The 24,325-nt window shown below is 42.9% G+C and carries 23 protein-coding genes; 3 read left to right on the top strand and 20 right to left on the bottom strand.

Going from position 1 to position 24,325, the window contains the following annotated elements; genetic code table 11:
- Window positions 1-2: 2 nt before the first annotated feature.
- Window positions 3-908, top strand: a complete 906-nt coding sequence (locus tag ACOAOT_RS10550) for a LysR family transcriptional regulator (protein WP_420216934.1) — start codon at window positions 3-5, stop codon at window positions 906-908.
- Here ACOAOT_RS10550 and ACOAOT_RS10555 read toward each other — a convergent pair.
- Together ACOAOT_RS10555 and ACOAOT_RS10560 are read right to left on the bottom strand one after the other, a co-directional pair.
- Window positions 905-1,339, bottom strand: coding sequence for a PPC domain-containing DNA-binding protein (locus ACOAOT_RS10555; protein WP_420216935.1), 435 nt, complete (start codon window positions 1,337-1,339; stop codon window positions 905-907). The genes ACOAOT_RS10550 and ACOAOT_RS10555 overlap by 4 nt on opposite strands.
- A 6-nt stretch (window positions 1,340-1,345) precedes the next feature.
- Window positions 1,346-2,050, bottom strand: coding sequence for a YoaK family protein (locus tag ACOAOT_RS10560; protein ID WP_420216936.1), 705 nt, complete (start codon window positions 2,048-2,050; stop codon window positions 1,346-1,348).
- A gap of 190 nt (window positions 2,051-2,240) precedes the next feature.
- Between ACOAOT_RS10560 and ACOAOT_RS10565 the strand changes: the two genes are divergently transcribed.
- Entirely contained in the window at window positions 2,241-3,653 is a 1,413-nt protein-coding gene (locus tag ACOAOT_RS10565) for an MATE family efflux transporter (protein WP_420216937.1), read from the top strand.
- Window positions 3,654-3,713: 60 nt separating this feature from the next.
- On the opposite strand, the gene nrdG is transcribed toward ACOAOT_RS10565, so the two are convergent.
- From nrdG to coaBC, 18 genes are all read right to left on the bottom strand, one after another.
- Entirely contained in the window at window positions 3,714-4,232 is a 519-nt protein-coding gene (gene nrdG, locus ACOAOT_RS10570; protein ID WP_420216938.1) for an anaerobic ribonucleoside-triphosphate reductase activating protein, read from the bottom strand.
- Between the two features lie 9 nt (window positions 4,233-4,241).
- Window positions 4,242-6,371, bottom strand: coding sequence for an anaerobic ribonucleoside-triphosphate reductase (gene nrdD / locus ACOAOT_RS10575; RefSeq protein WP_420216939.1), 2,130 nt, complete (start codon window positions 6,369-6,371; stop codon window positions 4,242-4,244).
- Between the two features lie 113 nt (window positions 6,372-6,484).
- The gene (locus ACOAOT_RS10580; protein ID WP_420216940.1) at window positions 6,485-7,108 is read right to left on the bottom strand and encodes a flavodoxin family protein; all 624 of its coding nucleotides are present in this window, start codon (window positions 7,106-7,108) and stop codon (window positions 6,485-6,487) included.
- A gap of 19 nt (window positions 7,109-7,127) precedes the next feature.
- On the bottom strand, window positions 7,128-10,274 hold the full coding sequence (locus ACOAOT_RS10585) for a DEAD/DEAH box helicase (RefSeq protein ID WP_420216941.1): 3,147 nt from the start codon (window positions 10,272-10,274) through the stop codon (window positions 7,128-7,130).
- Window positions 10,275-10,294: 20 nt separating this feature from the next.
- Window positions 10,295-12,064 (bottom strand): arginine--tRNA ligase, encoded by a 1,770-nt coding sequence (gene argS / locus ACOAOT_RS10590; RefSeq protein ID WP_420216942.1) that lies wholly within the window; start codon window positions 12,062-12,064, stop codon window positions 10,295-10,297.
- A gap of 135 nt (window positions 12,065-12,199) precedes the next feature.
- The gene (efp, locus tag ACOAOT_RS10595) at window positions 12,200-12,757 is read right to left on the bottom strand and encodes an elongation factor P (RefSeq protein WP_104439369.1); all 558 of its coding nucleotides are present in this window, start codon (window positions 12,755-12,757) and stop codon (window positions 12,200-12,202) included.
- A gap of 217 nt (window positions 12,758-12,974) precedes the next feature.
- Window positions 12,975-13,484 (bottom strand): YqeG family HAD IIIA-type phosphatase, encoded by a 510-nt coding sequence (locus tag ACOAOT_RS10600; RefSeq protein ID WP_420216943.1) that lies wholly within the window; start codon window positions 13,482-13,484, stop codon window positions 12,975-12,977.
- Between the two features lie 7 nt (window positions 13,485-13,491).
- On the bottom strand, window positions 13,492-13,944 hold the full coding sequence (gene nrdR, locus ACOAOT_RS10605; protein WP_104439371.1) for a transcriptional regulator NrdR: 453 nt from the start codon (window positions 13,942-13,944) through the stop codon (window positions 13,492-13,494).
- A gap of 86 nt (window positions 13,945-14,030) precedes the next feature.
- On the bottom strand, window positions 14,031-14,291 hold the full coding sequence (locus ACOAOT_RS10610; RefSeq protein ID WP_097006749.1) for a PRC-barrel domain-containing protein: 261 nt from the start codon (window positions 14,289-14,291) through the stop codon (window positions 14,031-14,033).
- Window positions 14,292-14,350: 59 nt separating this feature from the next.
- A complete protein-coding gene (locus ACOAOT_RS10615; RefSeq protein ID WP_420216944.1) occupies window positions 14,351-15,175 on the bottom strand; it encodes a DUF975 family protein in 825 nt (274 codons plus the stop codon).
- A complete protein-coding gene (locus ACOAOT_RS10620) occupies window positions 15,175-15,498 on the bottom strand; it encodes a hypothetical protein (protein WP_420216945.1) in 324 nt (107 codons plus the stop codon). The genes ACOAOT_RS10615 and ACOAOT_RS10620 overlap by 1 nt, the downstream gene beginning before the upstream one ends.
- Window positions 15,499-15,646: 148 nt before the next feature.
- Window positions 15,647-16,549: a MetQ/NlpA family ABC transporter substrate-binding protein gene (locus ACOAOT_RS10625; RefSeq protein WP_420216946.1), complete on the bottom strand. Its 903-nt coding sequence runs from the start codon at window positions 16,547-16,549 to the stop codon at window positions 15,647-15,649.
- A 46-nt stretch (window positions 16,550-16,595) separates the two neighbouring features.
- Window positions 16,596-17,261 (bottom strand): methionine ABC transporter permease, encoded by a 666-nt coding sequence (locus ACOAOT_RS10630; protein WP_104439374.1) that lies wholly within the window; start codon window positions 17,259-17,261, stop codon window positions 16,596-16,598.
- Window positions 17,251-18,273 (bottom strand): methionine ABC transporter ATP-binding protein, encoded by a 1,023-nt coding sequence (locus ACOAOT_RS10635; protein ID WP_420216947.1) that lies wholly within the window; start codon window positions 18,271-18,273, stop codon window positions 17,251-17,253. Before ACOAOT_RS10635 ends, ACOAOT_RS10630 begins: the two co-directional genes overlap by 11 nt.
- A 333-nt stretch (window positions 18,274-18,606) precedes the next feature.
- Entirely contained in the window at window positions 18,607-20,010 is a 1,404-nt protein-coding gene (gene pepV, locus ACOAOT_RS10640; RefSeq protein WP_420216948.1) for a dipeptidase PepV, read from the bottom strand.
- Window positions 20,011-20,042: 32 nt separating this feature from the next.
- Window positions 20,043-20,495: a GatB/YqeY domain-containing protein gene (locus tag ACOAOT_RS10645; RefSeq protein WP_170821253.1), complete on the bottom strand. Its 453-nt coding sequence runs from the start codon at window positions 20,493-20,495 to the stop codon at window positions 20,043-20,045.
- Between the two features lie 49 nt (window positions 20,496-20,544).
- On the bottom strand, window positions 20,545-22,134 hold the full coding sequence (locus ACOAOT_RS10650) for a peptide chain release factor 3 (RefSeq protein WP_420216949.1): 1,590 nt from the start codon (window positions 22,132-22,134) through the stop codon (window positions 20,545-20,547).
- 110 nt (window positions 22,135-22,244) lie between these two features.
- Window positions 22,245-23,426, bottom strand: a complete 1,182-nt coding sequence (gene coaBC, locus ACOAOT_RS10655; protein ID WP_420216950.1) for a bifunctional phosphopantothenoylcysteine decarboxylase/phosphopantothenate--cysteine ligase CoaBC — start codon at window positions 23,424-23,426, stop codon at window positions 22,245-22,247.
- Between the two features lie 84 nt (window positions 23,427-23,510).
- On the opposite strand from coaBC, the gene ACOAOT_RS10660 reads away from it, so the two are divergent.
- The gene (locus tag ACOAOT_RS10660; protein ID WP_420216951.1) at window positions 23,511-24,275 is read left to right on the top strand and encodes a type III pantothenate kinase; all 765 of its coding nucleotides are present in this window, start codon (window positions 23,511-23,513) and stop codon (window positions 24,273-24,275) included.
- Window positions 24,276-24,325: the final 50 nt, after the last annotated feature.

Here is a 24,325-nt window from a genome sequence, read left to right on the forward strand (position 1 = left end):
GCTTGGATACCAAACAGATTGAATATATATTAAAAATTGCAGAGGAAAATAACATCACAAAAGCGGCAGAAAAACTTTTTCTCACCCAACCGGCACTAAACCAGCAGCTTCTTCGCCTGGAAAAAGAGCTGGGCACTCAGCTTTTTCACCGCTCGCGGACCAATTGGCGGCCCACTCAGGCTGGAGAAATCTATCTTGAAAATGCCAGGAAAATGCTTCTGATCAAACAGGAAACCTACCGGATCATCGGCGATATGGTGTCAGATAAAGAGGGCACTCTCTCAGTAGGGCTTACACCAGGGAGAGGAATCGCCATGTTCTCCGCAGTGTATCCCAAATTTCATCAAAAGTTCCCCGGCATCCATATCATTCCTGTGGAACGCAGTGTGAAAAACCAGCAGGAAATGATTGTAAGAGGAGAACTGGATATTGGATTTCAGACATTATGTCCCAGCCAGCGAACCGGCGATGAGTATATAGAATTGGGAAAAGAAGAAATTCTTCTTGCTCTTCCCAAAAAGCACCCCTTAAGCAGCCTGGAAGAAAACAGCCGGGAGATTTATCCGGAACTGGATATCAGACTTCTGTCAGAAGACCCCTTCGTACTCATGTACCAGGAATCCACCATCCGTTATCTCATAGACCGGATCTTTCAGGAAGCAGATTTTGTCCCCAACGTATTGTTTGAGACTTCCAGTACCAGTGCAATTATCACCATGATTCAGGCCGGTCTTTGCTGCGGGCTGATTCCCATGTCCTATTTCCGGACGAAACCGGAAGGAATTGCATGCTTTTCACTCCCCTCCCACCCCGTATGGGATGTAGTGGCCTCTTACCGGAAAAACAGCTACTTAACCAGGGCATCTAAGTATTTCATCCGATTAGCCGGGGAATATTGGGGTTATTAATCCTCATTCATAAATTCAAATAAATTTAATCCCACTGTCTCATCTGCTCTTCTGCCAACACTGCCGGGGATTTCCGTAATAATGATTTCTCCTGTTGCGCTGATGACTGCACGTCCCAGATGACCGCTGTGGCATTCTCCATTGTGTGGATTTCCTATGACCATATGAAGATGGAGATAAGGCTCTCCGTCTTTTTCAGTTATACTGCCCATAAGAGAAGCAATCTCATAAAGTCCCTTGTATTCATGGCTGTAATACTGCTTCTTTTCCGTGTCATAAACTCCAAGCTGAATGGTGCCGGCTGCACCCAGACCGGTAACCGACGCCAGCCTGATTCCTTCTTTTTTACAAAGCTGGGTCAGACTGGTCAAAATCTCGTCTCCCACATCCAGCCTTATTACATACGTATGTTCAAATTTTCTGTATTCCATATCTATTTACCTCCCGTCTGTTTCTTCTGCTTCAACTTCTTCATGATTTTCTTTCACAAACATAATGCCAAATGCAAAAACTAAAAGGATGCAGGAAAACCATATGGTTTTTTCTGCAAATAAAGGTACCAGAAAACTACCAGCTGCAGCTCCCACTGCAAAAAACAGGATCACACCATAATAACGGAGACATTTTTCAAGATTCTCTTTGTCTCTGGTCTGACGGTAACGGTAGAGCATCTCAGTCGCACTTCTTAAATTACCGATACACATGGTACTTGCAAAGGCACTGCCCTTCATCTTTCGAAACGCCTCCACCTGCATGGCACAAACAAAGGATACCATGGCATTGGCTGCCAGATCTAAGTTATTTGGCATAAATCCTACCAGAAGCAAAAGCACTATCTCCGCAACCACTACAATCTGCCGCCAGTGTATCTTCTTACTGTCTCTGTATTTTCCTCTGATCACCTCAGAAACATAGATTCCTGCAACAAACGCCAGTATGGGCATCAGATAACGTAACGCTGTCTGCCAGCTACCGTTCATGATATTGTGGGCAAATATAATAATATTGCCAGTCTGGGCATTGGCAAATACCTTTCCCCTGTAAAAGTAGGTATATGCATCCTGCAGGCCGCCGGACAATGTAAGTATAATTCCCGTTGACACAGCTTCCGACATCTGTCCTTCCAATTTATTCAGGAACATGTTCCATCACCTGCCTTTCCAAAACTTACTATATCACATCTTTTTCTGCTTGAAAACAAAGAGCAGCCGAAAGTGAACAAAAAATCTGTAGTATTGGCTAAATATATCATAAAATTAGTAGATTTTATTTTTTCTTTGCCTTATGCTAATAGAGCGCGAAAAATGATTGAACTTAAAGAGGAGAAATACCATGTCAGAGAAAGCAACATTATCTGCAAAAGATGAAAAATTTCGTAATTTTGCACTTCATGCCAACATGTGGAGGGTGGTTCTCTATGTGGGAACACCGCTGGCCCTTTATCAAAGCTTAAACCAGCTTTTTAAAATATTTGATTCCATGATGGCTGCCCATATCGGCGCATCCTCCGTCTCCGCAGTCGCCTATCTTTCCCAAATCGGCTTAACACTATCTGCACTGGGCGGCGGTCTTGCAATCGGATCCAGTATAAAAATCAGTGAGGCTTACGGTTCAGGAGATTTTGACCTGGTAAAAAAACGGGTCAGCAGTCTCTTTGCCATGTGCGGTTTATTAGGTGCAGTCATTCTCCTTGTTTTAATGCCTGCTGCTCCCCAGTTTCTTAAACTTGCTAAAACACCTGACAGCTTCATTGCAGAAGGCACCCAGTACTTCCGCCTGGAACTGATCGGTATGGTCATCAGTTTTTTTAATAACGTCTATATTGCTATAGAAAGAGCCAGAGGAAATTCCCGGAGAATCTTAAACTTAAACATGGGTGTCATTGTAATCAAACTTTCTTTAACTGCTTTTTTCGTATATGTGTTAGGATCAGGAATTAATATGATCTCTGTTGCAACCATTATTTCACAGATATTTATCCTGGCAGCTGCAATAAAAAATTTAAACCAGAAAGACAATGCATTTGGCCTTTCCCTTCACAGCATCAGTTTAAAATCTGCTGTGATTGTACCCATGATTTCTCTGTCCATACCGGTTATTATAGAAAAAATCGCTTTTTCCCTTGGAAAGGTTGTCATCAATTCCATGAGTACGATTTATAGCGCTCTGACTGTGGGAGCTCTCGGAATTTCCAATAACATCGGAGGAATAACCACCATGCCCCAAAACGGGTTTCAGGAGGGCGGTTCTGCCATTATCAGCCAGAACATGGGAGCCGGCAAGCCAGAGCGTGCTCTGAAGGCATTTGGGTGCATTCTAGTAATTAATGTGGCTCTGGGAGCTGTTCTAATGTCATTGTCACTGATTTTTTTAGGACAGATCAGCAGGCTTTTTGCTGGTGATAACAGAGAATTTGCAGATATGATTGCATCGATTTACCGGTTTGAAGCCTATGGAGCAATCCCTCTGGGTATTAATGCATCCGTTCTGGCACTGCTGTACGGATTTGGCCGGACAAAAATTACACTGGCCATTAATTTCTGCCGGGTATTTGTATTCCGCATTCCGGTTCTCTGGTATCTGCAGAACTTTACGAAAATGGGAAGCTCCAGCGTTGGCGTAGTCATGGCGGTCAGCAATATCTGCACCGGATTATTTGCGCTTATCATCGGCATCATCGAAATCCGAAGAGTCTGCCTGGAGTATCATCTTACTGGCAGTGTCCTTCAGCCAGAAGCGGACTGATAACTGCCAAAACAGGGTGTCAGCCACTGTCTTTATGACAGCGGCTGACACCCTGTTATTTTATTCCCACAATATAACTTTTTCACGAGCCAGTGAATCCGGGACCTTTATAATCCTTTGGTTAGAGGATCCTTTAAAACGAAGTTTCAAATCCTTTTTTTCTTCCACAAACTTACCATCTACCAATACATCCAGGCAATCTAATAGTGGACGGGTCTGGGGAATATTTTTAACCATATTTCCTAAAATATCCGTCTCAAAATCATATCCTGTATAGCACCAGATGGTTTTATCGGGGAACCGGCTTCGTACTTCTTCTACCAGCTTAAGAACTTCTGCCTGATTTTCCGGATGCATGGGCTCCCCTCCCAAAAGGGTGAGCCCTGCTATATAACTGTGATCTAAATTGCGGATAATCTGTTCTCTGGTTTCGTTTGTATACTCATTTCCATAGTGGAAATCCCATGCTTCTGCATTAAAGCAGCCCTTACAGTAATGGGTACACCCACTGACAAACAGAGACACTCTCACACCAGGTCCATTGGCAACATCGGTGGGTTTTATTGTCGCATAGTACATGGCGCCCTCCTACAGATGCAGTACTCGGGATTTAATTTCTTTGGTCTTTCCTGTGTTCCAGAAATTTTCTCCTAAATAACCGCAGGTTCTTCTTGTTACGTTCATGCGGTTTTTATCTTTATTATGGCACTGAGGGCATTCCCATTCCATATCATCATTAATAATAATCTCTCCGTCATAACCGCATGCCTGGCAATAGTCTGACTTGGTATTGAATTCAGCATACTGAATGTTATCGTAGATAAACCTAACCACATCTTCCATAGCTTCTAAATTGTGACGCATGTTGGGAACTTCCACATAGGAAATAGCTCCGCCGGAAGAAATCTTCTGGAACTGGCTTTCAAAATTAAATTTTGTAAATGCATCAATATGCTCTCTTACGTCTACATGATAAGAGTTGGTATAATATCCCTTATCCGTCACATCAGGAATACTGCCAAAACGTTCTCTGTCAATCTTGGCAAAACGATAGCAAAGAGATTCTGCCGGAGTTCCGTAAAGGCCGAAACCAAGACCTGTCTCCTCTTTCCATCTGTCAACTGTCTCACGCATATGGTTCATAATGCGAAGGGCAAACTCCTCACCCTCAGGTGTGGTATGGCTGACCCCTTTCATAAGCCTTGTGGTCTCATACAAGCCAATATATCCAAGTGAAATGGTGGAATATCCGCCTTTTAGCAGAGCATCGATGGTCTCTCCCTTTTTCAGCCTTGCAATGGCTCCGTACTGCCAGTGAATCGGACTTACATCAGATACGGTTCCTTCCAGTGATTTGTGTCTGCACATCAGCGCTTCATAACAAAGACTTAACCGCTCCTCTAAGAGGTTCCAGAAGGTTTCCTCATCTCCCTTTGCTATAATTCCAATCTGAGGAAGGTTTAAGCTTACCACACCCTGATTAAATCTGCCTTCAAACTTATAATTTCCATTCTCATCCTTCCATGGAGAAAGGAAGCTGCGGCAGCCCATACAGCTGAATACATTGCCTTCATAGTATTCCCGCATCTTCTTCGCAGATATATAATCCGGATACATGCGCTTGGAGGAACACTGTACTGCAAGCTTTGTGATATAATCGTATCTTCCGCCCTTTAAGCAGTTGTTCTCATCAAGGACGTAGATCAGCTTTGGAAATGCCGGCGTTACATAAACACCGGATTCATTCTTAATGCCTTCCAGTCTCTGGCGGAGAACTTCTTCCACGATCATGGCATTTTCATTAATATATTCATCCTGATCATCCAGGCATAAAAACAGTGTTACAAAAGGTGCCTGTCCATTGGTGGTCATCAGAGTATTGATCTGATACTGAATGGTCTGAACACCAGACTTTAGTTCATCCCTTAAACGGATGGAAGCCATCTTCTCTATCATCTCTTCTGATATGGAATCACCAAATTCTTCTTTGATCTGTTTGTGGAATTTATTGCTGCTTTTCCGCAGATATTTTCCCAGGTGACGGATATCCACAGACTGGCCTCCGTACTGATTGCTGGCAACAGCCGCAATAATCTGGGTCATGACGGTACAGGCCACCTGAAAGCTCTTGGGGCTTTCAATCATCTTTTCATTCATCACAGTGCCATGATCTAACATATCACCAATGTTGATCAGACAGCAGTTGAAAATCGGCTGAACAAAATAATCGGCATCATGAAAATGAATGGAGCCCTGTTCATGAGCAAGAGAAATCCGTTCCGGCAGAAGCATTCTCTTTGTTAAATCTCTGGATACTTCTCCTGCAATGTAATCTCTCTGAGTCGATGCAAGAATGGTATTCTTGTTGGAGTTTTCCTCAGCCAGTTCTTTATTCTCATTCTTAATCAGCTTTAAAATTGATTCATCCGTTGTATTGGCCTTACGTAACAGTGCTCTTTGGTAACGGTAAATGATATACTTTTTAGATAATGTATATTTATTGTTATTTACAAGACCGCTTTCGATCATGTCCTGAATGGTTTCCACATTCATCACATCTTCTGAACGGCTCTCCACATCATCTAAAATGGCATCTATCATGTCTTCGCCAGCCTGCTCAGTAAACTCCACCTCAGCATTCGCTTTGAGTATCGCCTTGATGATCTTATCTCTGTCATACTCCACAATTCTGCCGTCGCGCTTTTGTACTTTTATCATTCCTGTCACCCTAACCTATTCAATATTTTGTGTATTTATCTCTCTTCGCACTACATATAGTGCTTTTTAATTATACACCACCCAGAAGAAATGTAAAGGAGATTTTTGGAATTTTAACGGATAAAATTAGTCCAGACCTTCTCCTCTTTCTTTGGAAGACTGATTCCTGCTGAGTTTCCAGCCTCAATGCATTTTAAAAGCCATGCCATATTTTTTCCCAGTGTTCTCATCGTATAAAGACCTTCTAAATCCTGCTCCACTTCCTCAGGAGTTCTTCCATGTACCATATTCCAGTAAGAAGAGGAAACCAAAGGCATCTGGGCAATGGTAAAATACTTATTTAAGGCATCAAGGGTTGCAGTGGTGCCCGCTCTTCTGGCAGAAGCGATGGCTGCACCCGGCTTGTAAGCAAACTCTCTGCCCCCTGCGTAAAAGAGACGGTCAAGGAAAGAAAATAAAGCTCCATTGGCAGATGCGTAATAAACCGGTGAGCCTACGATAAGTCCATCTGCCTTCTTCATCTTCTCAATAAACTCATTGACCGGATCATCCTCAAATACACAGGCGCCAATTTTCATACATGTTCCGCATGCGATACAGCCGTGAATGGCTTTATTGCCTAAATGTACCATCTCAGTGTGAATACCCTCTGCATGTAAAGCCCCTTCTACTTCAACCAGTGCCCGATTGGTACAGCCCTCTTTATGAGGACTTCCATTTAACAGTAATACTTTCATGACTCACCCTGTCCTTTCTTTAATCCAGCAGCCCCAGCAAATCTTCTTTTGTCAGATTGCTTAAGGAAACTGTACCCTCTGTTATAATCTGCTCTGCCAGATCCCGTTTGGATTCCTGCAGTTTTAAAATATTTTCTTCAATCGTTCCTTTTGTAATCAGCTTAAATACCGTCACCTGTTTATCCTGACCGATTCTGTGAGCCCGGTCTGTGGCCTGATTCTGTGCTGCTACGTTCCACCATGGATCAAAGTGAATCACCATATCTGCAGCGGTTAAATTAAGTCCCGTTCCGCCTGCTTTTAAGGAAATAAGAAACAGGGGAATCTCATCATTTTTAAAGGAATTAACCATATGAAGCCGTTCTTCCTTGGGCGTGCCTCCTGTGAGCATATAGCAGGAAATTCCTTCTCCCTTTAGTCTTTTTTCGATAATCTCAAGCATGGAGGTAAACTGGGAAAATAAAAGGATCTTATGTCCTCCTTCCACGCCATTCTTAATTAAATCAACACAGGTTTCCAGTTTTGCCGAATCACCTCTGTAATTATCATAGCATAAATGGGGATCACAGCAGATCTGACGCAGCCTTGTAAGCTCTGCCAGTATCTGTATGTTATCTCTTCCGCTTCTTCCTTCCCTGCTTTCCAGTTCTGTCTTTAAACGATAGGCATTGGCTGTATATAAATCCTTTTGCTCTCTGTCAAAAGCAGAGTATACCACTGTCTCCAGCTTGTCAGGCAGCTCTTTTAATACGTCTTTTTTCAGTCTTCGTAAAATAAAAGGACCGATCAGGCGGTGAAGGCTTTCTAATACCCATTGCTCCTGGTTCTTTACAATGGGCATTTCATACTCTTTCTTAAACTTCTGGTAATGGAAAAGGAAACCAGGCATCAGGAAATCAAAGATACTCCAAAGTTCAGAAAGGCGGTTTTCAATGGGGGTACCGGTCAAGGCAAACCTGCACACGGCATCCACTGTTTTTACAGCCTTTGCACTCTGGGTAGATGCGTTCTTGATGTACTGGGCCTCATCAATGATCTGGAAACGGAATGTAATTCCTTCATAAAGATTAATATCTCGTTTCAGCAGATCGTAAGAAGTGACCACCACAGTTCCCTTTTCTAAATTCCCTAACTGTTCTTCTCTCTCTGGTGCCGTACCAGTAACAGTTATTACCTGTAACGACGGTGCAAAGAGATGGATCTCATTTTCCCAGTTGTAGACAAGTGAAGCCGGACAGACCACAAGAAAGCTGGCATCCGGATTTCTCTGGGCTTCATCAAGGATTAATGCTATGACCTGAATGGTCTTTCCAAGTCCCATATCGTCCGCCAGTATTCCGCCGAATCCGTAATTGTCCAGAGTCTTAAGCCAGCGGTATCCCGTCTTCTGGTATCCTCTGAGCACAGACTTTAGGGTATCCGGTATCTCAAACTCGCTGTCCTCTACGGATTTCATCCCCCGTACCACTGCTTTGTACAGCTGGTCCCTGTATAATGTTATGCCGCTTTCTTCTTTAAAAAGGCCATCCAGATATAGAGCCCTGTATTTAGGCAGGCGGAAATTTTTATTCTCCAGCTCACCTGTATTCAGCCCCAGTCCCTCAACAAGCTTTGCGATGGTAATGAGACCATTATCTTCAAGACTAACGAATTCTCCGCTTTTTAACCGGTAGTACTTCTTTTTTCTGCTGTATTCAGATAAAAGCCTGGCTAAATCCTGACCGGTTAATTCACCTGCATCCACATTAAGCTCAAGCCAGTTTCCTGTACTTTTCACACCCACAGAGATTTTAGGGGGCGGAAGCACTTTCAGTTTTTTAAATGACTCCGAAAAATAAACCTCTCCTACAGACATGAATTCTCTGATACCTTCTGTAAGAAGACGGTATACTGCTTCCTCGTCATCCCTGATCGCCGGATAATCTGATTCATATTCCCTGTACTTAAAATACTTTGTGATCAACTGGCTGATGCGGAATTCTCCCGGTACATCTCTGCAGACGGTTCGGGGCAGTTTTTCATCTTCAACCGGCTGAAAGGAATAGGTGCCATAAGAAAGGGTGGGACGTAATATCAGCTTACTGGGACTATCGCTGTCAAAATCAAACCTGGCTCTAAGTTCCTCCGGTTTAAAAGACTCCAGATCAAGACTGCCTGAATCAATGTTACAGTAAGAAGCGATCCTTTTTAATACCCGTTCATAAAAAAGAGGCATATCCTTATTATTAATTACGGTTTCACACTCCATGCCATAACCGCTCATCATCTGGTCTAAAAAAACGCCAAGAGTCTCACTGCAAGGCTGATCACAACAAGACAGATGTTTTAAATCTCCAAGGTACAGACGGTTTTCTCCCTTCACAACCAGGAGCTTTTTGTCCATGGATATACGGACTCCATCTCTGCCCTCACGGGCCGCCGTCACAGTCAGATCCGGATTACGGCCTGAGATCTTCAGCTGTCTTTTTTCCCCCCTGTGATCCTCAAATTCCAGAGTCGTGCCTTTCATAATTTCAAAGAACCGGTCTCTTGCTGTCTTACTTAAGTTTAAATAACGCATGACCGGGCGTGCAGAAAAGGAGCTTTTCTGCATCTGCTCATACTGTTCGCAGTATCCATTAATGGATTCCAGCAAAAAGTCCAGAAGTGGACGGCTCTCCTTTACAAAGACAGACCGGTTATGATAAAAAGCAAGATTTTTGCCATATTCCACATAAGTTCCATGATCCATGGCATCTGCAAACGCTGCTAAATCCTTAATAAGATAAAGGCGGTCCCTGCCAAGCTTTACTTCCAGTTTCACCTCTCTGCGGTTAACCAGAACGGATACCAGAAGTGAAATCTGTTCTTCCTGGCCCTCACTCATAATTCTGGCAACTTCCCCGTTGGTATACTCACGGATCATGGCTCTCGCCTGGGCAGAAGTGGTAACCGGCTTTCCCTGATTCCCTGATTCCTGTTCTTCATAAGCCTTAAAAAGAGCCTGACAGTGAGAGCACATCCCACGGTAGGAATTCCCCTGAGCGCAGGAACAAGAGTAGTCAAATACCTGACTACCCTTGATATGAAGACTTGCTTTATATTCTTTTCCCTGATCTTCCACCAATGCCTTAACTCCGGTTTCACCCTTCCAAAAAGCATTGGCAGTTATCTGTGATACTTTCATAACGCTCACATCCGTTCCATTTACATACGTTCCGGCGCTTCAATACCAAGTACTCCGATGCAGCCATTCAGCACATCCTTTGCCAGACGAATGAGACTGATCCATGAGGCCTGCTGTTCTTTATTCTCTTCCGAAATGATTTTTGTATCATGATAGAAGCGATTAAATGAATTGGCTAATTCATAGACATACTGGCATATTTTATGAGGAGCCAGCTCCAGGAAAGAGCTTTCTGCCACTTCATTGTATCTGGACAGCTGGAGCATTAAATCTTTTTCTGCATCTGAGGCAGCGGGAAGAATCCGTTCCTCTCCCTGATACTTATCGTCCAAAGTCTGGTACTTTGCCAGAATGGATTTGATACGTACAATGGTATAGAGGATGTAAGGACCTGTATTACCTTCAAAGGATACGAACCGGTCCATATCAAAGATATAATCCTTTGCAGCCTGATTGGATAAATCCCCGTATTTTAAAGCTGCCATGCCCACGATTTTTGAAGTCTCTCTTGCTTCTTCTTCGGAAACAGAACGGTTCTCCATAATCTTTTCATAGGCAGCCTGGCTGATATCGGAAATCAGAGTTTCCAGACGCAGCACACCGCCGTCTCTTGTCTTAAATGGTTTTCCATCTTTGCCGTTCATGGTACCAAAGGCAAGATGAGACATCTTTTTATCGGCATGAACAAAGCCTGCTTTTTTTGCAACACGGAACACCTGGGTAAAATGAAGCTCCTGGCGTTTGTCTGTTACATAAATATACCAGTCCGGCTTTATCTCCTTCTCCCTTTCAATAATGGTACCAAGATCAGAGGTGGAGTATAACGCTGCTCCATCGGACTTTCTGATAATACATGGAGGAAGTTCCTTGGAATCCCCATCCATAGCCACATCAACCACAAGGGCGCCCTGACTTTCGTAGGCAAGTCCTTTTTCGGTCAGTTCTTCAATCACCTGGGGAATGTAGGCTTCCGCATCGCTTTCGCCCTTCCATAAATCAAAGGTGACATTGAGACTGCCGTAATTCATCTTTAAATCAGCCACGGAAACATGAATAATATGCTGCCAGATAGCACGATAGGGAGCATATCCATTTTGCAGCTTTAAGGTTGCTTCATGAGCTCTCTTACTAAAAGATTCGTCCTCTTTGGACTTTAAACTGGCCGCAGGATAAATCTCTTCTAATTCTGTGATGGTAAATGGGGCATCTTTTGGATATTCACCTTCAAATGACTCATCAAAATAAGGAAGTTCCGGCTTTCTGTCTCTTAATTCTTCTATAATCAGACCCATCTGAAGACCCCAGTCACCCAGATGTACATCACCGATAATGTTGTGTCCCAGAAAACGGCCCATGCGCTTGATGCTCTCTCCAATAACAGCAGAACGCAGGTGACCTACATGAAGAGGCTTCGCCACATTGGCACCGCCGTAATCTACCACAATGGTCATAGGCTCATCTGTTTTTTCACAGCCGCACTGGTCTTCTAAAGCCATCTTATTCATATATTCTGCCAGATAACCGGCATTGATTTTTAAGTTAATAAAACCAGGCATCACCGCTTCCACAGCTTCAAAAGCGTGACTTGCTAAAAGTTTTGACACCACTTCCGATGCGATATCAAACGGTTTCTTTTTATAAGCTTTGGCTGCCGCCATGGCTCCGTTGCACTGGTACTCGCAAAGATCCGGACGGTTGGATAAAGTCACCTTTGCATAAATTTCATCGTATCCGCAATCTGCAAAAGCTGTCTTCATCTCTGCCGTAATTAAATCAAGAATCTTCTTCATCGGTTTTATGATCTCCTTTTTTCTATTCCAGAAATTTCTAAGCTAAATAACAATTATATTACAAGTACAAAAAAAAATCAAACCATTTAAGGCAGAAAGAAAAAAAGACCGGATATCCCGGCCCTTTTAATCTGATTAAACTCTGGACAGGTATTCACCTGTACGCGTATCAATCTTAATCTTATCACCCTGTTCAACAAATAAAGGTACGTAAACCACTGCACCGGTTTCTACGGTAGCTGGCTTGGTTGCTCCCTGAGCAGTATCACCCTTAAATCCTGGCTCTGTATCAGTTATAACCAGTTCCACAAATAACGGAGGCTCTATAGAATATACCTTACCATTGTAAGAGCATACCTTTACTGTATCATTCTCTTTCACAAACTTTAATGCATCTCCAACGACATCATCGCTTAATGCAACCTGTTCATAGCTGCTGGTATCCATAAAGTTATGAAGATCTCCATCGGCATACAGATACTGCATGTCTACTCTGTCGATTCTTGCCTGGGGAAACTTCTCTGTCGGGCGGAATGTGCGCTCTACAACGCCGCCGTTTACCACATCTTTAATCTTTGTTCTTACGAAAGCAGCACCTTTACCAGGTTTCACGTGCTGAAACTCCATAATCTGATATACAGTACCATCGATCTCCAATGTGATACCGTTTCTAAAATCACCCGCTGATATCATAAATGATATTCCTCCTTGAATTCTCTTCTTAACCTTTTATATTCTATACTAAAATAAATTCATTTTCAACCGTTTTTTGCAAATAACTCCTTTTTTCTTAGCAATATAATCAATTGCGGTTTAAAAAAGAGATCTGCATGTCCAACAGAACAATTTTCTTATCAGGTATTATAACCGGAATAGATTAAATCTACCCGTCGTTTAAGTCAGCAGCTTTTTAAATGTTTCTTTTTTTATCTTTACGGTAAAAATGCAGAACAACAAATTCTAACAGCCTCTTAAATCTGATCTGAATCTCTTCTTTTGGATGGATCCGGCTGACCAGTATGCTGTAGATCCCTGCCCTCTTTGCACCAAACACATCGGTAAAAAGCTGGTCTCCTACAAAAATTGTATTGGAAGAATTGGTACCCATAAGCTTCATGGCTCGCTGATACCCTTCCACTCCAGGCTTTCTTCCCTTGAAAATATAATTAAGGCTGCCAGTATCCTTAGCAAACGCGGATACTCTCGGCTCTTTGTTGTTGGATAAAAGACAGGTTTCCATTCCCAGATCCTGAAGCCTTAAAAACATCTTCTTTGCCCGGTTGTCCGCTGGTGCCCCATGGGGAACAAGGGTATTGTCAATATCAAAAATAATACCCCTGATTCCTTTTTTATAAAAATCCTCAAAGGGTATTTCATACGTGGAATTTACGTCTTCATCTGGATAAAATTTCTGAAACATAGCTCTCCTATTTCTTTAATAATTTTCCTATCTCTTCCATAAAGGTATTCACATCTTTAAACTCTCTGTATACAGAGGCAAATCTTACATATGCCACTTCATCCACTTCCTGAAGCTTTTTCATAACCAGCTCTCCAATGACGGTGCTTTCTACTTCTTTTTCTTCCCTGTTAAATACCTGGGTTTCAATCTCATCTACCATAGCAGCGATCTGCTGGGACGAAACCGGTCTTTTGTGGCAGGAGTGAAGAATTCCTGATTCTATCTTGGATCGGTCATAAACCTCTCTGGAATTATCTTTTTTTATAACCATAAGCGGCATGGTTTCCAGCTTTTCATAAGTGGTAAACCTCTTACCGCACTTTTCACATTGTCTGCGGCGTCTGATCGAACTGTTGTCGTCTGCCGGTCTGGAATCAATGACCTTTGTATCTGCCTCGTTGCAAAATGGACATTTCACGCCTGGGATCCTCCTGTCTTTCGGACTGTAACTTTTATTATGTATATCATAACTTACAATCCTTATATTCGCAAGCCCATCTTCCATTAAATACCGCATTTTTCCGTTGCTTTTTCCAAATCCACGTTAACCAGTATGATATCCGGACCTACCTGTCTGATATCACAAAATGGAATTACATATTCTCTTTCCCGTACCAGAAAGCCGCAAAAGCATCCGGGACCTGGCACAATGATAGCCAGCAGACAGCCGGTTTCCATATCAAAATCCACGTCTCCTACAAAACCAAGACGTCTGCAGTCACAGATATTAATTACTTCTTTTTGCTTCAGATCGCAAATGCGCATAAGACACACCTCCTATAGTGTATTCTATGCGCATGCAAATCCTGTGACACGGTTTCAAATTAAAATTCCTGTTTCTTAAGGGATTCATAAGAAGAATCGCAAAGATACACTTCAGGATTGGGAATCAGCTTCGGTTTCAGTTCATTATAGTATTCGGTTAATGTTGCGTACATATACGGCATAATCCAAAGATATGCGATTCCAAACGAGCAATATCCAAGAAGAACCAGTCCCATAAAGCTTAAATTAATATAGAAAAGACTGCCCTTGTGCCCTTTCATCATCTCTACACTCTCTTTTAAACATCTGAAAATTCCTTTATCCGGCGCTTCCACAAATATAAACGCGGCCTGGGCCAGATACAAAGATGTAATCGTAACTCCGATTAAAAGCAGCAGATAGGTAATAATCAGGAGAACGATCATAACCGGAATATAATTTGTAATTTCTGCCACTGCAAGTACTACATAATAAGGAATGGACCAAACCATTGCAATCAGGAATATGATCAGATTCAGACCAATAAATTTATGGGGCTTGTTTTTAAAACCATAAAGCAGATCTGATATATGTACTGGTTTATTCTCACTGATATTTAAATAGATCTTTAAGGTTCCAGGTGTAAACAGGGATACGAGAACAACCATAAGTATCATGGATACCACCACAATCGCTATAATGATGATATATTCCGCCATATTGCCGCTTAATCCGTATATACTGCCAGATCCCAAAAGTCCGGCAATCAGGCTTGCAAAAAACATGATTACTAAAACGATTGATACAATAGCGTTTATAATTAACTGAACGCCAACGCAGAGTCCGTAATTGCCCTGCAGTTTCTGTTTTGCACGTTTTTTCAATTCTTTTGATGAAATTTTCACTAAAATCCACCTCCTGCAGCAAGTTCCTCCATCAGTCCCGATCCTACAAACAGAATAAACACGATTGCAGTAAACACCAGACCAATGATAGAAGTAATCAGTCCTGCCACTGCATTTCCTTCAAAGCGATCCTGGGTCTTGGAAAGCAGGGCGAATACAATTCCCAGACTTCCAAAGATAAGGCCTCCGAAACAACAGCAGGAAGTGACGATTCCGATAATTCCCATTATCAGTGAGGCAAGCGCCATATTATTCTGTTTATTTTTCAGCGGCTGTTGGTATGTAGAAAGATCATCCAAATTTATTTGATTATCCTGATCCATGAATTATCATCTCCTTTTAATCATAATAAAGGCATTATACATTATTTTCCATTGTATGTAAAATGAAGATTTCTTTCATTTTGCACAAAAAAAATGCAGCAGGGCTTTTAATTCCTGCTGCACGATAGTTTTGATCCCTATTTACTTATTAGAAAGAAGGAACAACCGCTCCGTTGTAAGTATCTTCAATAAACTTTTTCACGGTATCGCTGGTTAATGCTTCAACCAGGGCTTTTGTCTTTTCGTTTGTTTCATCTCCCTTACGGACAGCAATGATATTGCTGTAACGGGTTGCTGCTGCTGAGGACGCATCTTCTACTGCAAGTGCATCAGAAACTTTTAAACCGGCATCAATTGCATAGTTTCCGTTAATAACTGCAATGTCTACATCACCAAGAGAGCGGGGAAGCTGGGCAGCCTCTACCTCAACGATTTTAAAGTTCTTATCATTTTTTACAATGTCATTCTTGGTTGCTTCCAGACCCACACCATCTTTTAACTGGATAAGACCTTTGTCAGCCAGAAGATTTAATGCTCTTGCTTCATTGGATACATCATTTGGTACAGCGATCTGTGCTCCGTCTGCAAGATTGTCCAGAGATTTACTCTTTCCTGCATAGATTCCGTATGGCTCATAATGAATGGAGCCTGCGCTGACTAAGTCAGTTCCTTTTTCCTGATTAAACTGATCTAAATATGGCTGATGCTGGAAGTAGTTGGCGTCTAAGTCGCCGGAGTCAAGTGCTACGTTTGGCTGAACGTAATCAGTATACTCCTTTACTACCAGCTCATATCCTTTTTCCTTTAAAATATCTTTTGCAGCATTTAAAATCTCTGCATGAGGAGCCGGTGTTGCTCCTACCACAATTTTCTCCAGTTTGCCGGAAGCCTCTGTCTTACTCTCTGTTTCTGCCTTTGTCTCAGCTGCAGTGGTTTCCGTCTTGGACTCTGCTGCTGCAGTGGTAGCGGGTGCTTCTTTGCTTCCTGCGCAGCCGGTCAGTGCTCCTGCCAAAAGCAGGGTTGCGGTTAAAGCATAAAAAGATTTTTTCATAATGTTTTCCTCCTGAAAATTTATTTAATAACGCCAGTGGCAGTTACTATTTAATTCGCTTGTCACTCATTCTGGACAGCTTCATGCCTGCCTCCTGAATCACCTGGACAATAATAACAAGAATTGCAACTGTAATAAACATCATCACAGTCTGATACCGGTAATAACCATATTTGATAGCGATATCACCCAGACCGCCTCCGCCTACAAAACCTGACATTGCGGAGTAAGCAAGGATGGTGGTAACGGATAAAGCTGCTCCTACTAAAAGGGAAGGCTTTGCTTCCGGCAGAAGTACTTTTAAGATAATCTGCATAGCGGAAGCCCCCATGGATTTTGCCGCTTCAATTACTCCGGCGTCAACTTCTTTAAAGGAAGATTCCACCACTCTTGCAACATAAGGTGCAGATGCGATTACCAGAGGTGGGATGACAGCTTTTGCTCCCAGGGTCGTTCCAGCAATAATCTTGGTAATTGGCATTACCATAATCAGCAAAATGATAAAAGGTACGGACCGAAGCAGGTTGATGATCAGTCCCAGAATTCTCTGAAGCCAGGGAACCGGATAAATCCCGTCTTTATCCATAACAATCAGAATGATTCCTAAGGGGATTCCAATTAAATAAGCGAAAAAGGATGATGTGAAAGTCATGAACAGGGTTTCCCAGACACCTAATTTTAACATCGCTATAGTTGCAGCATCAAAGGTCATAATCCTTCACCTCCTCAAAATTAATGTTTGCTGTTTTCAAATAATTTAAAACACGATTCTGGTCAATTTCTTCTTCCGGAAGCTGTATCACCATCTGACCCATGGCGGTTCCCCCGATATCACGGGTTTCCGCATGCATAATATTTACCGGTACTTTACAGGCAAGTATCATATTGGAAAGAACTGGTTCAAAGGAAGAACGTCCGTCAAAGGATATGCGGATTCTTCTGTTACTGCCGAACCGTATGGCCTGTTCTGCCGCGTCTCCCAGAATCAGCTGTCTGCCGATCTTGGATTTAGGCCCGGAAAAGATGTCAGCGACGCAGCCGACTTCCGCAATGTGGCTCTGATCGATGATGGCAACTCTGTCGCAGATCGCTTCTATAACCGACATTTCATGGGTGATGACTACTACAGTCACTCCCATATTTTTATTGATTTCTTTTAAAAGACCCAGTATGGATTTCGTTGTGTTGGGGTCCAGGGCACTGGTTGCTTCGTCACAAAGAAGAATCTTTGGATTTGTGGCAAGGGCTCTTGCGATGGCAACTCTTTGCTTCTGACCACCGGAAAGCTGGGAAGGATACGCTTTTGCCCGTTCCTTTAAACCGACCAGTTCCAACAGTTCCATGGCTCTTTTTACTGCTTCCTTTTTCGGCACGTTAGCTATTTCAAGGGGGAAGCATACATTCTGTAACACATTCCTTTGTGCAAGTAAATTAAACTGCTGGAAGATCATACCCATGGATTGTCTTGCAAGTCTCTGCTTTTTGGGGCTCATGGCTGCCAGACTCTGATTTTCAAACAACACATCACCGGATGTGGGGACCTCTAAATAGTTGATACAACGGACAAGGGTACTTTTACCAGCACCGCTTAAACCAATAATTCCAAATATCTCTCCTCGTTCAATGGAGAGATTGATATCGTCCAATGCTTTAATGGGACCGTTTGAAGTAAAAAATTCTTTTCCCAGCCCAACCAGCTGAATAATAGGTTCTTCTGACTGCATGTGTCATTTCCTTTCTTTTTATGTACAAAAAGGCCGCAAGCCTTGCACAGACCTGCGACCTGAAACTTCCGCATATGCGGTTTCCAGAGAACTCCTATCACAATCTATACAAATGAATTCCTTTATCGGTTTTTTACGCATTCAGAGAAACAACACATCATCATACACATGCCGTTCATCTGATCCATATTCATCTGCATAGCTGTTAACCGTCTCATGGCAGCCGCTCCTTTCCCTAAATCCTACAGAGATAGTAGGTATATCTTTATGAGGCGTATTTTACGCCCTCTTATCTCATTTGTCAATAGTTTTTTTGATATACGGAAATAATATTTATGAACAGAGATCTACTATTACCTGTGCAAAGATCTTTGCGCTCACCAGTAGTTCGTCTATGACAGCAAACTCATCGGCTCCATGCATACGGTTATCCGTTCCAGGCAGAGAGGCTCCAAAGGCGACACCGTTATCCAGCTCATGAACATAGGTTCCACCTCCCATGGAAATGCACTCTCCCTTTAACCCGGTATAGGATTCATAGGCATTTAAGAGGGTCTTTACGAATTCTGAATTTCCGTCTACGTGGTGAGGCGGGCGCATGGAATCATTATGCAGGGTAAATCCCTTTTCTTCCATATTCTTTTTTACTACGTCAAGGACATTTTCCTTTGTTGCACAGATGGGACAGCGGCTGTCAAAGGTTCCGGAAAGGCCGGACTCTGTCACTTCCAAAAGGCTGAATGCCAGAGTTAATCCACCTGAAAGTTCATCACTCATGGCGATACCAAGGGCTTTCCCTTCTGTATCACCGTGTGGAATCAGCTCTAAAAGGCGTTCAATCATGGTAATCTGAGAACATTTTGCTAATGGAAGCTTTGTTAAATAAACCAAAAGACCAGTTAATGCATTATTGCCCTCTTTTGGTGTGGAGGCATGGGCACTTTCTCCCACAGCGGTAATATGAGCCAGATCGCCCTCGAAAGCCAGTTCAAAACCAACGCCGGTTTCCTTCTCACATTCTGCGGCAATACTGGTTAATACTTCTTTGTCAAGGCCGGCAACGGTAGCATTGGCCTTACCCGGCACAACATTTACCTTAACGCCTGCTTTGATGCTTACAAGCTTTGGAAGTGCAGCTGACGGCTCCCAGTCAGCTGTAAAATGACCGTTTAATCCGCCTTTTTCCGTGTTGACAACTGGGAATGCTCCGTCTGGAGAAAAGGTCATGGGTGCTTCCTTTTCGATGGAATAATAATGGGCAATATCGGAACTGCCGCATTCTTCATCGGTTCCAAGGATCAGGCGTACATTTTTCTTTAACGGAATGTTTAATTCCTTCACTGCACGCATGGCATAAAGAGCTGCCATCGCTGGTCCTTTATCATCGGAGGTTCCTCTTCCGAATAATTTGTCCCCTTTTACAACTGGTTCAAAAGGTTCTGTTTCTTTCCAGCCTTCTCCTGCCGGCACCACATCCAGATGGGCCAGAATATCAAGCTGGTGTTCCTTATCATTTAAATCGGCTGTTCCCACATAGTTGTCATAATTGGTGATAGTAAATCCATAAGAGTCCGCGATATCAAGTGCTTCCTCCAGCGCCTGAAATGCTCCGGGACCATAAGGCATCCCTTCTTTGTAAGGCATCTTCTCACTGTTGATTCTGCAAAGTCTGCAGATATCTTCAATCATTTCCTCCTTATGAGAATCAATGTACTGGCCAATCTCTTTCTTATACATAAATCCGCACCCCTTTCTGCTTTACTGTCTTTTTATTTCATCATGGCAGCCAGTGTCTCGTTCACTACCTTGCCATCTGCTTTTCCCTTCACTTTAGGCATCAGAACTTTCATGATCTTTCCTTTGTCTGCAGCAGTGGGTGTTTCAATTCCAAGTTCCGTAAGCACACCGCTTATGATCTCCTTAATCTGATCCACGCCCATATCCTCTGGTGCGAACTCTTTGTATACTGCAATTCTGAAAGTAGCCTCTTCTTTTATGTCAGTACGGTCTGCCGGAGCCTGCTCAAATGTCTCCTGAGTCTGTCTCAGTTCCTTTTTCACAACTGCATCTGCTTCTTCATCCGTAATGGGCGTATGGTCTTTCTTATCGATCTCAAAATTCTTAAGAGCGGAAAGGAGCATGGATAACGCATCTTTTCTCTGCTTATCCTTTGCCTTCATCGCTTCTACCATCGCCTGTCTTACTTCATCAATTCTACTCATTGTCTGCTGCCTCCTTGTTTTTATACATGACCAGATCCTGCTTGTTCAATTAGTTGTGTCCGAATTCAGAAAGTTTGAGACCCGGATTGCGGTCCAGTACCATTCCGACACTCCAGCTGTTTACAAAAAGCAGAAGCGGGTTATCTTTTAAGTCCTTAATCCGTTTCATGTCAGATGTACCCTGAATTTTTGCCACATCAACCTCTGAGCTGTTTTCTATCCAGCGGATATGCTCATATGGCAGCTTTTCAAGCTTCACTTCCACGTTGTATTCATTCTCCAGACGATAGGTAAGAACTTCAAACTGCAGTTCTCCCACCACGCCTACAATGATCTCCTCCATTCCAGTGTTAAATTCCTGGAAAATCTGGATCGCACCTTCCTGGGCGATCTGATTCACACCTTTAATAAACTGCTTGCGCTTCATGGTATCGATCTGACGCACTCTGGCAAAATGCTCCGGTGCAAATGTAGGGATTCCTTCGAATTCAAATTTTTCACTGGATTTGCAGAGGGTATCTCCGATGGAGAAAATACCGGGATCAAATACACCGATGATATCTCCGCCATATGCCTCTTCTACAATCTTTCTGTCCTGAGCCATCATTTGCTGGGGCTGGGATAATCGCAGTTTTTTTCCTCCCTGAACATGATTTACTTCCATTCCGGCATCAAACTTACCGGAAACGATTCTCATGAAAGCAATCCTGTCTCTGTGGGCCTTATTCATATTTGCCTGGATCTTAAAGACAAACGCAGAAAAATCCTCATCGAAAGGATCAACCACACCTGTGGTGGTCAGTCTTGGAAGAGGTGAGGTGGTCATCTGAAGAAAATGCTGTAAAAATGTTTCTACACCGAAATTGGTCAGCGCAGAACCGAAAAATACGGGAGATAAATCTCCTCTGCTAACCCGTTCCATATCCAGTTCATCACTGGCTCCATCAAGAAGTTCTATCTCGTCCATCAGCTGTCTGTGAAAGGATTCTCCGATCAGGGCATCTACCTTGTCATCTCCTAACTGAACTTCGGTGGATTCTACTTCTTTTTGTCCGTTCATGGCTGCCTTAAAAGTGGTAATCGAGCCTTTAAACCGGTCATAAACACCTTTAAACTCTCTGCCGCAGCCAATAGGCCAGTTCACCGGGCAGGTTCTGATACCAAGAACGGATTCAATCTCATCCATCAGTTCAAAGGGATCTCTTGCCTCCCGGTCCATCTTATTTATAAAGGTAAAAATCGGTATATGTCTCATCACACAAACTTTAAAAAGCTTAATCGTCTGTGCTTCCACACCCTTGGAACCATCAATAACCATGACTGCAGAATCTGCCGCCATCAAAGTACGGTACGTATCCTCAGAGAAATCCTGGTGTCCGGGGGTGTCCAAAATGTTAATACAAAATCCGTCGTAATTAAACTGTAGCACGGAGGAGGTTACGGAAATACCTCTTTCCTTTTCGATCTCCATCCAGTCGGAAACCGCATGCCTTGATGACTTTCTTCCTTTTACAGAGCCTGCTAAATTAATGGCTCCTCCATATAGAAGAAACTTCTCTGTCAGTGTGGTCTTTCCCGCATCTGGATGGGAAATGATGGCAAATGTTCTTCTCTTCTTTATTTCTTCTGCAATATTCACAAAAATAATTCCTCCAATTATACGTCTGGGTCTCGTCTATTGTAGTATGATTCCAACCATAAGTCAAGATTCTCATCGGCAGTTGGAATACGGAATTTTTCCTGTTGTGCCTAAAAAATCTCAGATAAGAGGCGGTGTGCTACTTCTTCTTTTGTCATCTTTGGGAGAGCAATCTCTCTGTCCTTTGTAATGATGGTAACTACGTTGGTGTCAGTTCCGAATCCGGCCCCTTCCACCTTTAGATTGTTGGCTACGATCATATCAATTTTTTTCCGGTTTAATTTCTCCCTGGAATTTTCCAGCATATTCTCTGTTTCCATGGAAAATCCGCAGAGAAACTGGCCTTTCGTTTTGTGTTCTCCAAGCCATTTTAAAATATCTTCCGTCCGTTCCAGCGAAAGAGTTAAATCTCCGTCTTTTTTCTTGGTCTTCTCTGTATTTACCTCTTTGGGGCGATAATCCGCAACTGCTGCCGCTTTGATCACTGCGTCCTGTTCTTTGGCTTCTTTTGTTACAGCCTCAAACATATCTGCAGCGCTTTCTACCTCTATGACTTTTACAAAAGAAGGCTTTTTAGTCTCCGTTTTTCCAGTCACCAGTGTGACGTTTGCCCCTCTTAGAGCTGCTGCTTTGGCGATTGCATATCCCATCTTACCAGTGGAAAAATTGGTGAGATACCGCACCGGATCCAGTGCTTCTCTTGTTGGTCCTGCTGTAACAAGAATCCGCTTTCCTTCCAGATCCTTTTCAAATGCAGCTTCTTTTTCAATGTATTCAAATAAAGTCTCTGGTTCCGGCATCTTGCCTGCGCCAACATCCCCGCATGCAAGATAACCCACTGCAGGAGTAATCACTTCCATGCCGTAGGACTGGCAGATTCTTATATTATCCTGTACTATGGGATTTTCATACATGTTTGTATTCATGGCAGGGGCAATGATCTTCTTACACTTACATGCTAAAACCGTTGTGGAAAGCATATCATCTGCCATACCATGGGCAAGCTTCGCAATTACATTGGCACTGGCGGGAGCAATCATCACCACATCCGCTAACTTGGCAATGGAAACATGTTCAACCTGATACTGAAAATTGCGGTCAAAGGTATCCACCAGGCATTTATTGCCGGTCAGTGATTCAAATGTAATTGGATTTATAAAATTAGTGGCATTCTCCGTCATGATTACATGGACGTTACAGCCTTGTTTCACCAGCATGCTGGCAAGCCCAGCCGTTTTATAAGCAGCGATGCTTCCTGTAACACCCAGAATTATATTTTTTCCTTTCAGCATAATCGCCTCCCGTTGTTTTTCCTTTAAAAATATGATACTCTACAGTATAACACAAGAAAAAAAAGTTGGAAAGGAGTTCTCTCCATGATTTTAGCCATCGATATTGGAAACAGTAACATTGTCATAGGAGGCATAGACAGCAGCAAAACATACTTTGTGGAACGGGTCAACACCAATCACAGAAAAACAGAGCTGGAATATGCCGTGAATATAAAGGATATTATGGATCTTAACGGTTTTTCAATTTCTTCCATCGAAGGATCCATTGTCTCTTCCGTGGTTCCTCCTCTCACAGAGGTAATTCTTTCTGCAGTCAGAAAGCTGACAGGCAGCACGCCTCTTCTCGTAGGGTCAGGAATGAAGACCGGTCTAAATATCAAAATGGATAATCCCAAGTCGGTAGGAAGTGACTTAATTGTAGATGCAGTTGCTGCTTTAAAGGATTTTACACCTCCCATTATCGTCATTGATATGGGAACTGCCACTACCGTATCCGTCATCGATCAGCATGGGAATTTTACCGGAGGGATCATATTCCCCGGACTTCGGGTTTCTCTTGATTCCTTAAGCAGCCGGGCCGCCCAGCTTCCTTATATCGGTTTGGATAAGCCGGGGAAAATTATTGGAAAAAACACCATCGACAGCATGAAAAATGGCATTCTGTATGGCAACGCAGCCATGATTGACGGCATCATAGACCGAATGCAGGAAGAAATCCATATGGAGGCCAGTCTTGTGGCGACTGGCGGACTGGCTTCTTCTGTTATCTCCCTCTGCCGTCACAAAATCCACTACGACGATGCTCTGCTGTTAAAAGGTCTGCAGATTTTATACGAAAAAAACAGGTAAAACAGATCCGCCCAAAAACTGGAAATAAATTTTAATTCGGCAATCGTATA

The organism is Lacrimispora struthionigena (assembly GCF_048627165.1).
Classification (GTDB): Bacteria; Bacillota; Clostridia; order Lachnospirales; family Lachnospiraceae; genus Lacrimispora.

Coding starts and splice junctions, on each gene's coding strand:
- ACOAOT_RS10555 (WP_420216935.1), bottom strand. CDS start 1,339: ATGGAATACAGAAAATTTGAACATACGTATGTAATAAGGCTGGATGTG.
- ACOAOT_RS10560 (WP_420216936.1), bottom strand. CDS start 2,050: ATGTTCCTGAATAAATTGGAAGGACAGATGTCGGAAGCTGTGTCAACG.
- ACOAOT_RS10565 (WP_420216937.1), top strand. CDS start 2,241: ATGTCAGAGAAAGCAACATTATCTGCAAAAGATGAAAAATTTCGTAAT.
- nrdG (WP_420216938.1), bottom strand. CDS start 4,232: ATGTACTATGCGACAATAAAACCCACCGATGTTGCCAATGGACCTGGT.
- nrdD (WP_420216939.1), bottom strand. CDS start 6,371: ATGATAAAAGTACAAAAGCGCGACGGCAGAATTGTGGAGTATGACAGA.
- ACOAOT_RS10580 (WP_420216940.1), bottom strand. CDS start 7,108: ATGAAAGTATTACTGTTAAATGGAAGTCCTCATAAAGAGGGCTGTACC.
- ACOAOT_RS10585 (WP_420216941.1), bottom strand. CDS start 10,274: ATGAAAGTATCACAGATAACTGCCAATGCTTTTTGGAAGGGTGAAACC.
- argS (WP_420216942.1), bottom strand. CDS start 12,064: ATGAAGAAGATTCTTGATTTAATTACGGCAGAGATGAAGACAGCTTTT.
- efp (WP_104439369.1), bottom strand. CDS start 12,757: ATGATATCAGCGGGTGATTTTAGAAACGGTATCACATTGGAGATCGAT.
- ACOAOT_RS10600 (WP_420216943.1), bottom strand. CDS start 13,484: ATGTTTCAGAAATTTTATCCAGATGAAGACGTAAATTCCACGTATGAA.
- ACOAOT_RS10610 (WP_097006749.1), bottom strand. CDS start 14,291: ATGCGCATTTGCGATCTGAAGCAAAAAGAAGTAATTAATATCTGTGAC.
- ACOAOT_RS10620 (WP_420216945.1), bottom strand. CDS start 15,498: ATGGATCAGGATAATCAAATAAATTTGGATGATCTTTCTACATACCAA.
- ACOAOT_RS10625 (WP_420216946.1), bottom strand. CDS start 16,549: ATGAAAAAATCTTTTTATGCTTTAACCGCAACCCTGCTTTTGGCAGGA.
- ACOAOT_RS10630 (WP_104439374.1), bottom strand. CDS start 17,261: ATGACCTTTGATGCTGCAACTATAGCGATGTTAAAATTAGGTGTCTGG.
- ACOAOT_RS10635 (WP_420216947.1), bottom strand. CDS start 18,273: ATGCAGTCAGAAGAACCTATTATTCAGCTGGTTGGGCTGGGAAAAGAA.
- pepV (WP_420216948.1), bottom strand. CDS start 20,010: ATGTATAAGAAAGAGATTGGCCAGTACATTGATTCTCATAAGGAGGAA.
- ACOAOT_RS10645 (WP_170821253.1), bottom strand. CDS start 20,495: ATGAGTAGAATTGATGAAGTAAGACAGGCGATGGTAGAAGCGATGAAG.
- coaBC (WP_420216950.1), bottom strand. CDS start 23,426: ATGCTGAAAGGAAAAAATATAATTCTGGGTGTTACAGGAAGCATCGCT.
- ACOAOT_RS10660 (WP_420216951.1), top strand. CDS start 23,511: ATGATTTTAGCCATCGATATTGGAAACAGTAACATTGTCATAGGAGGC.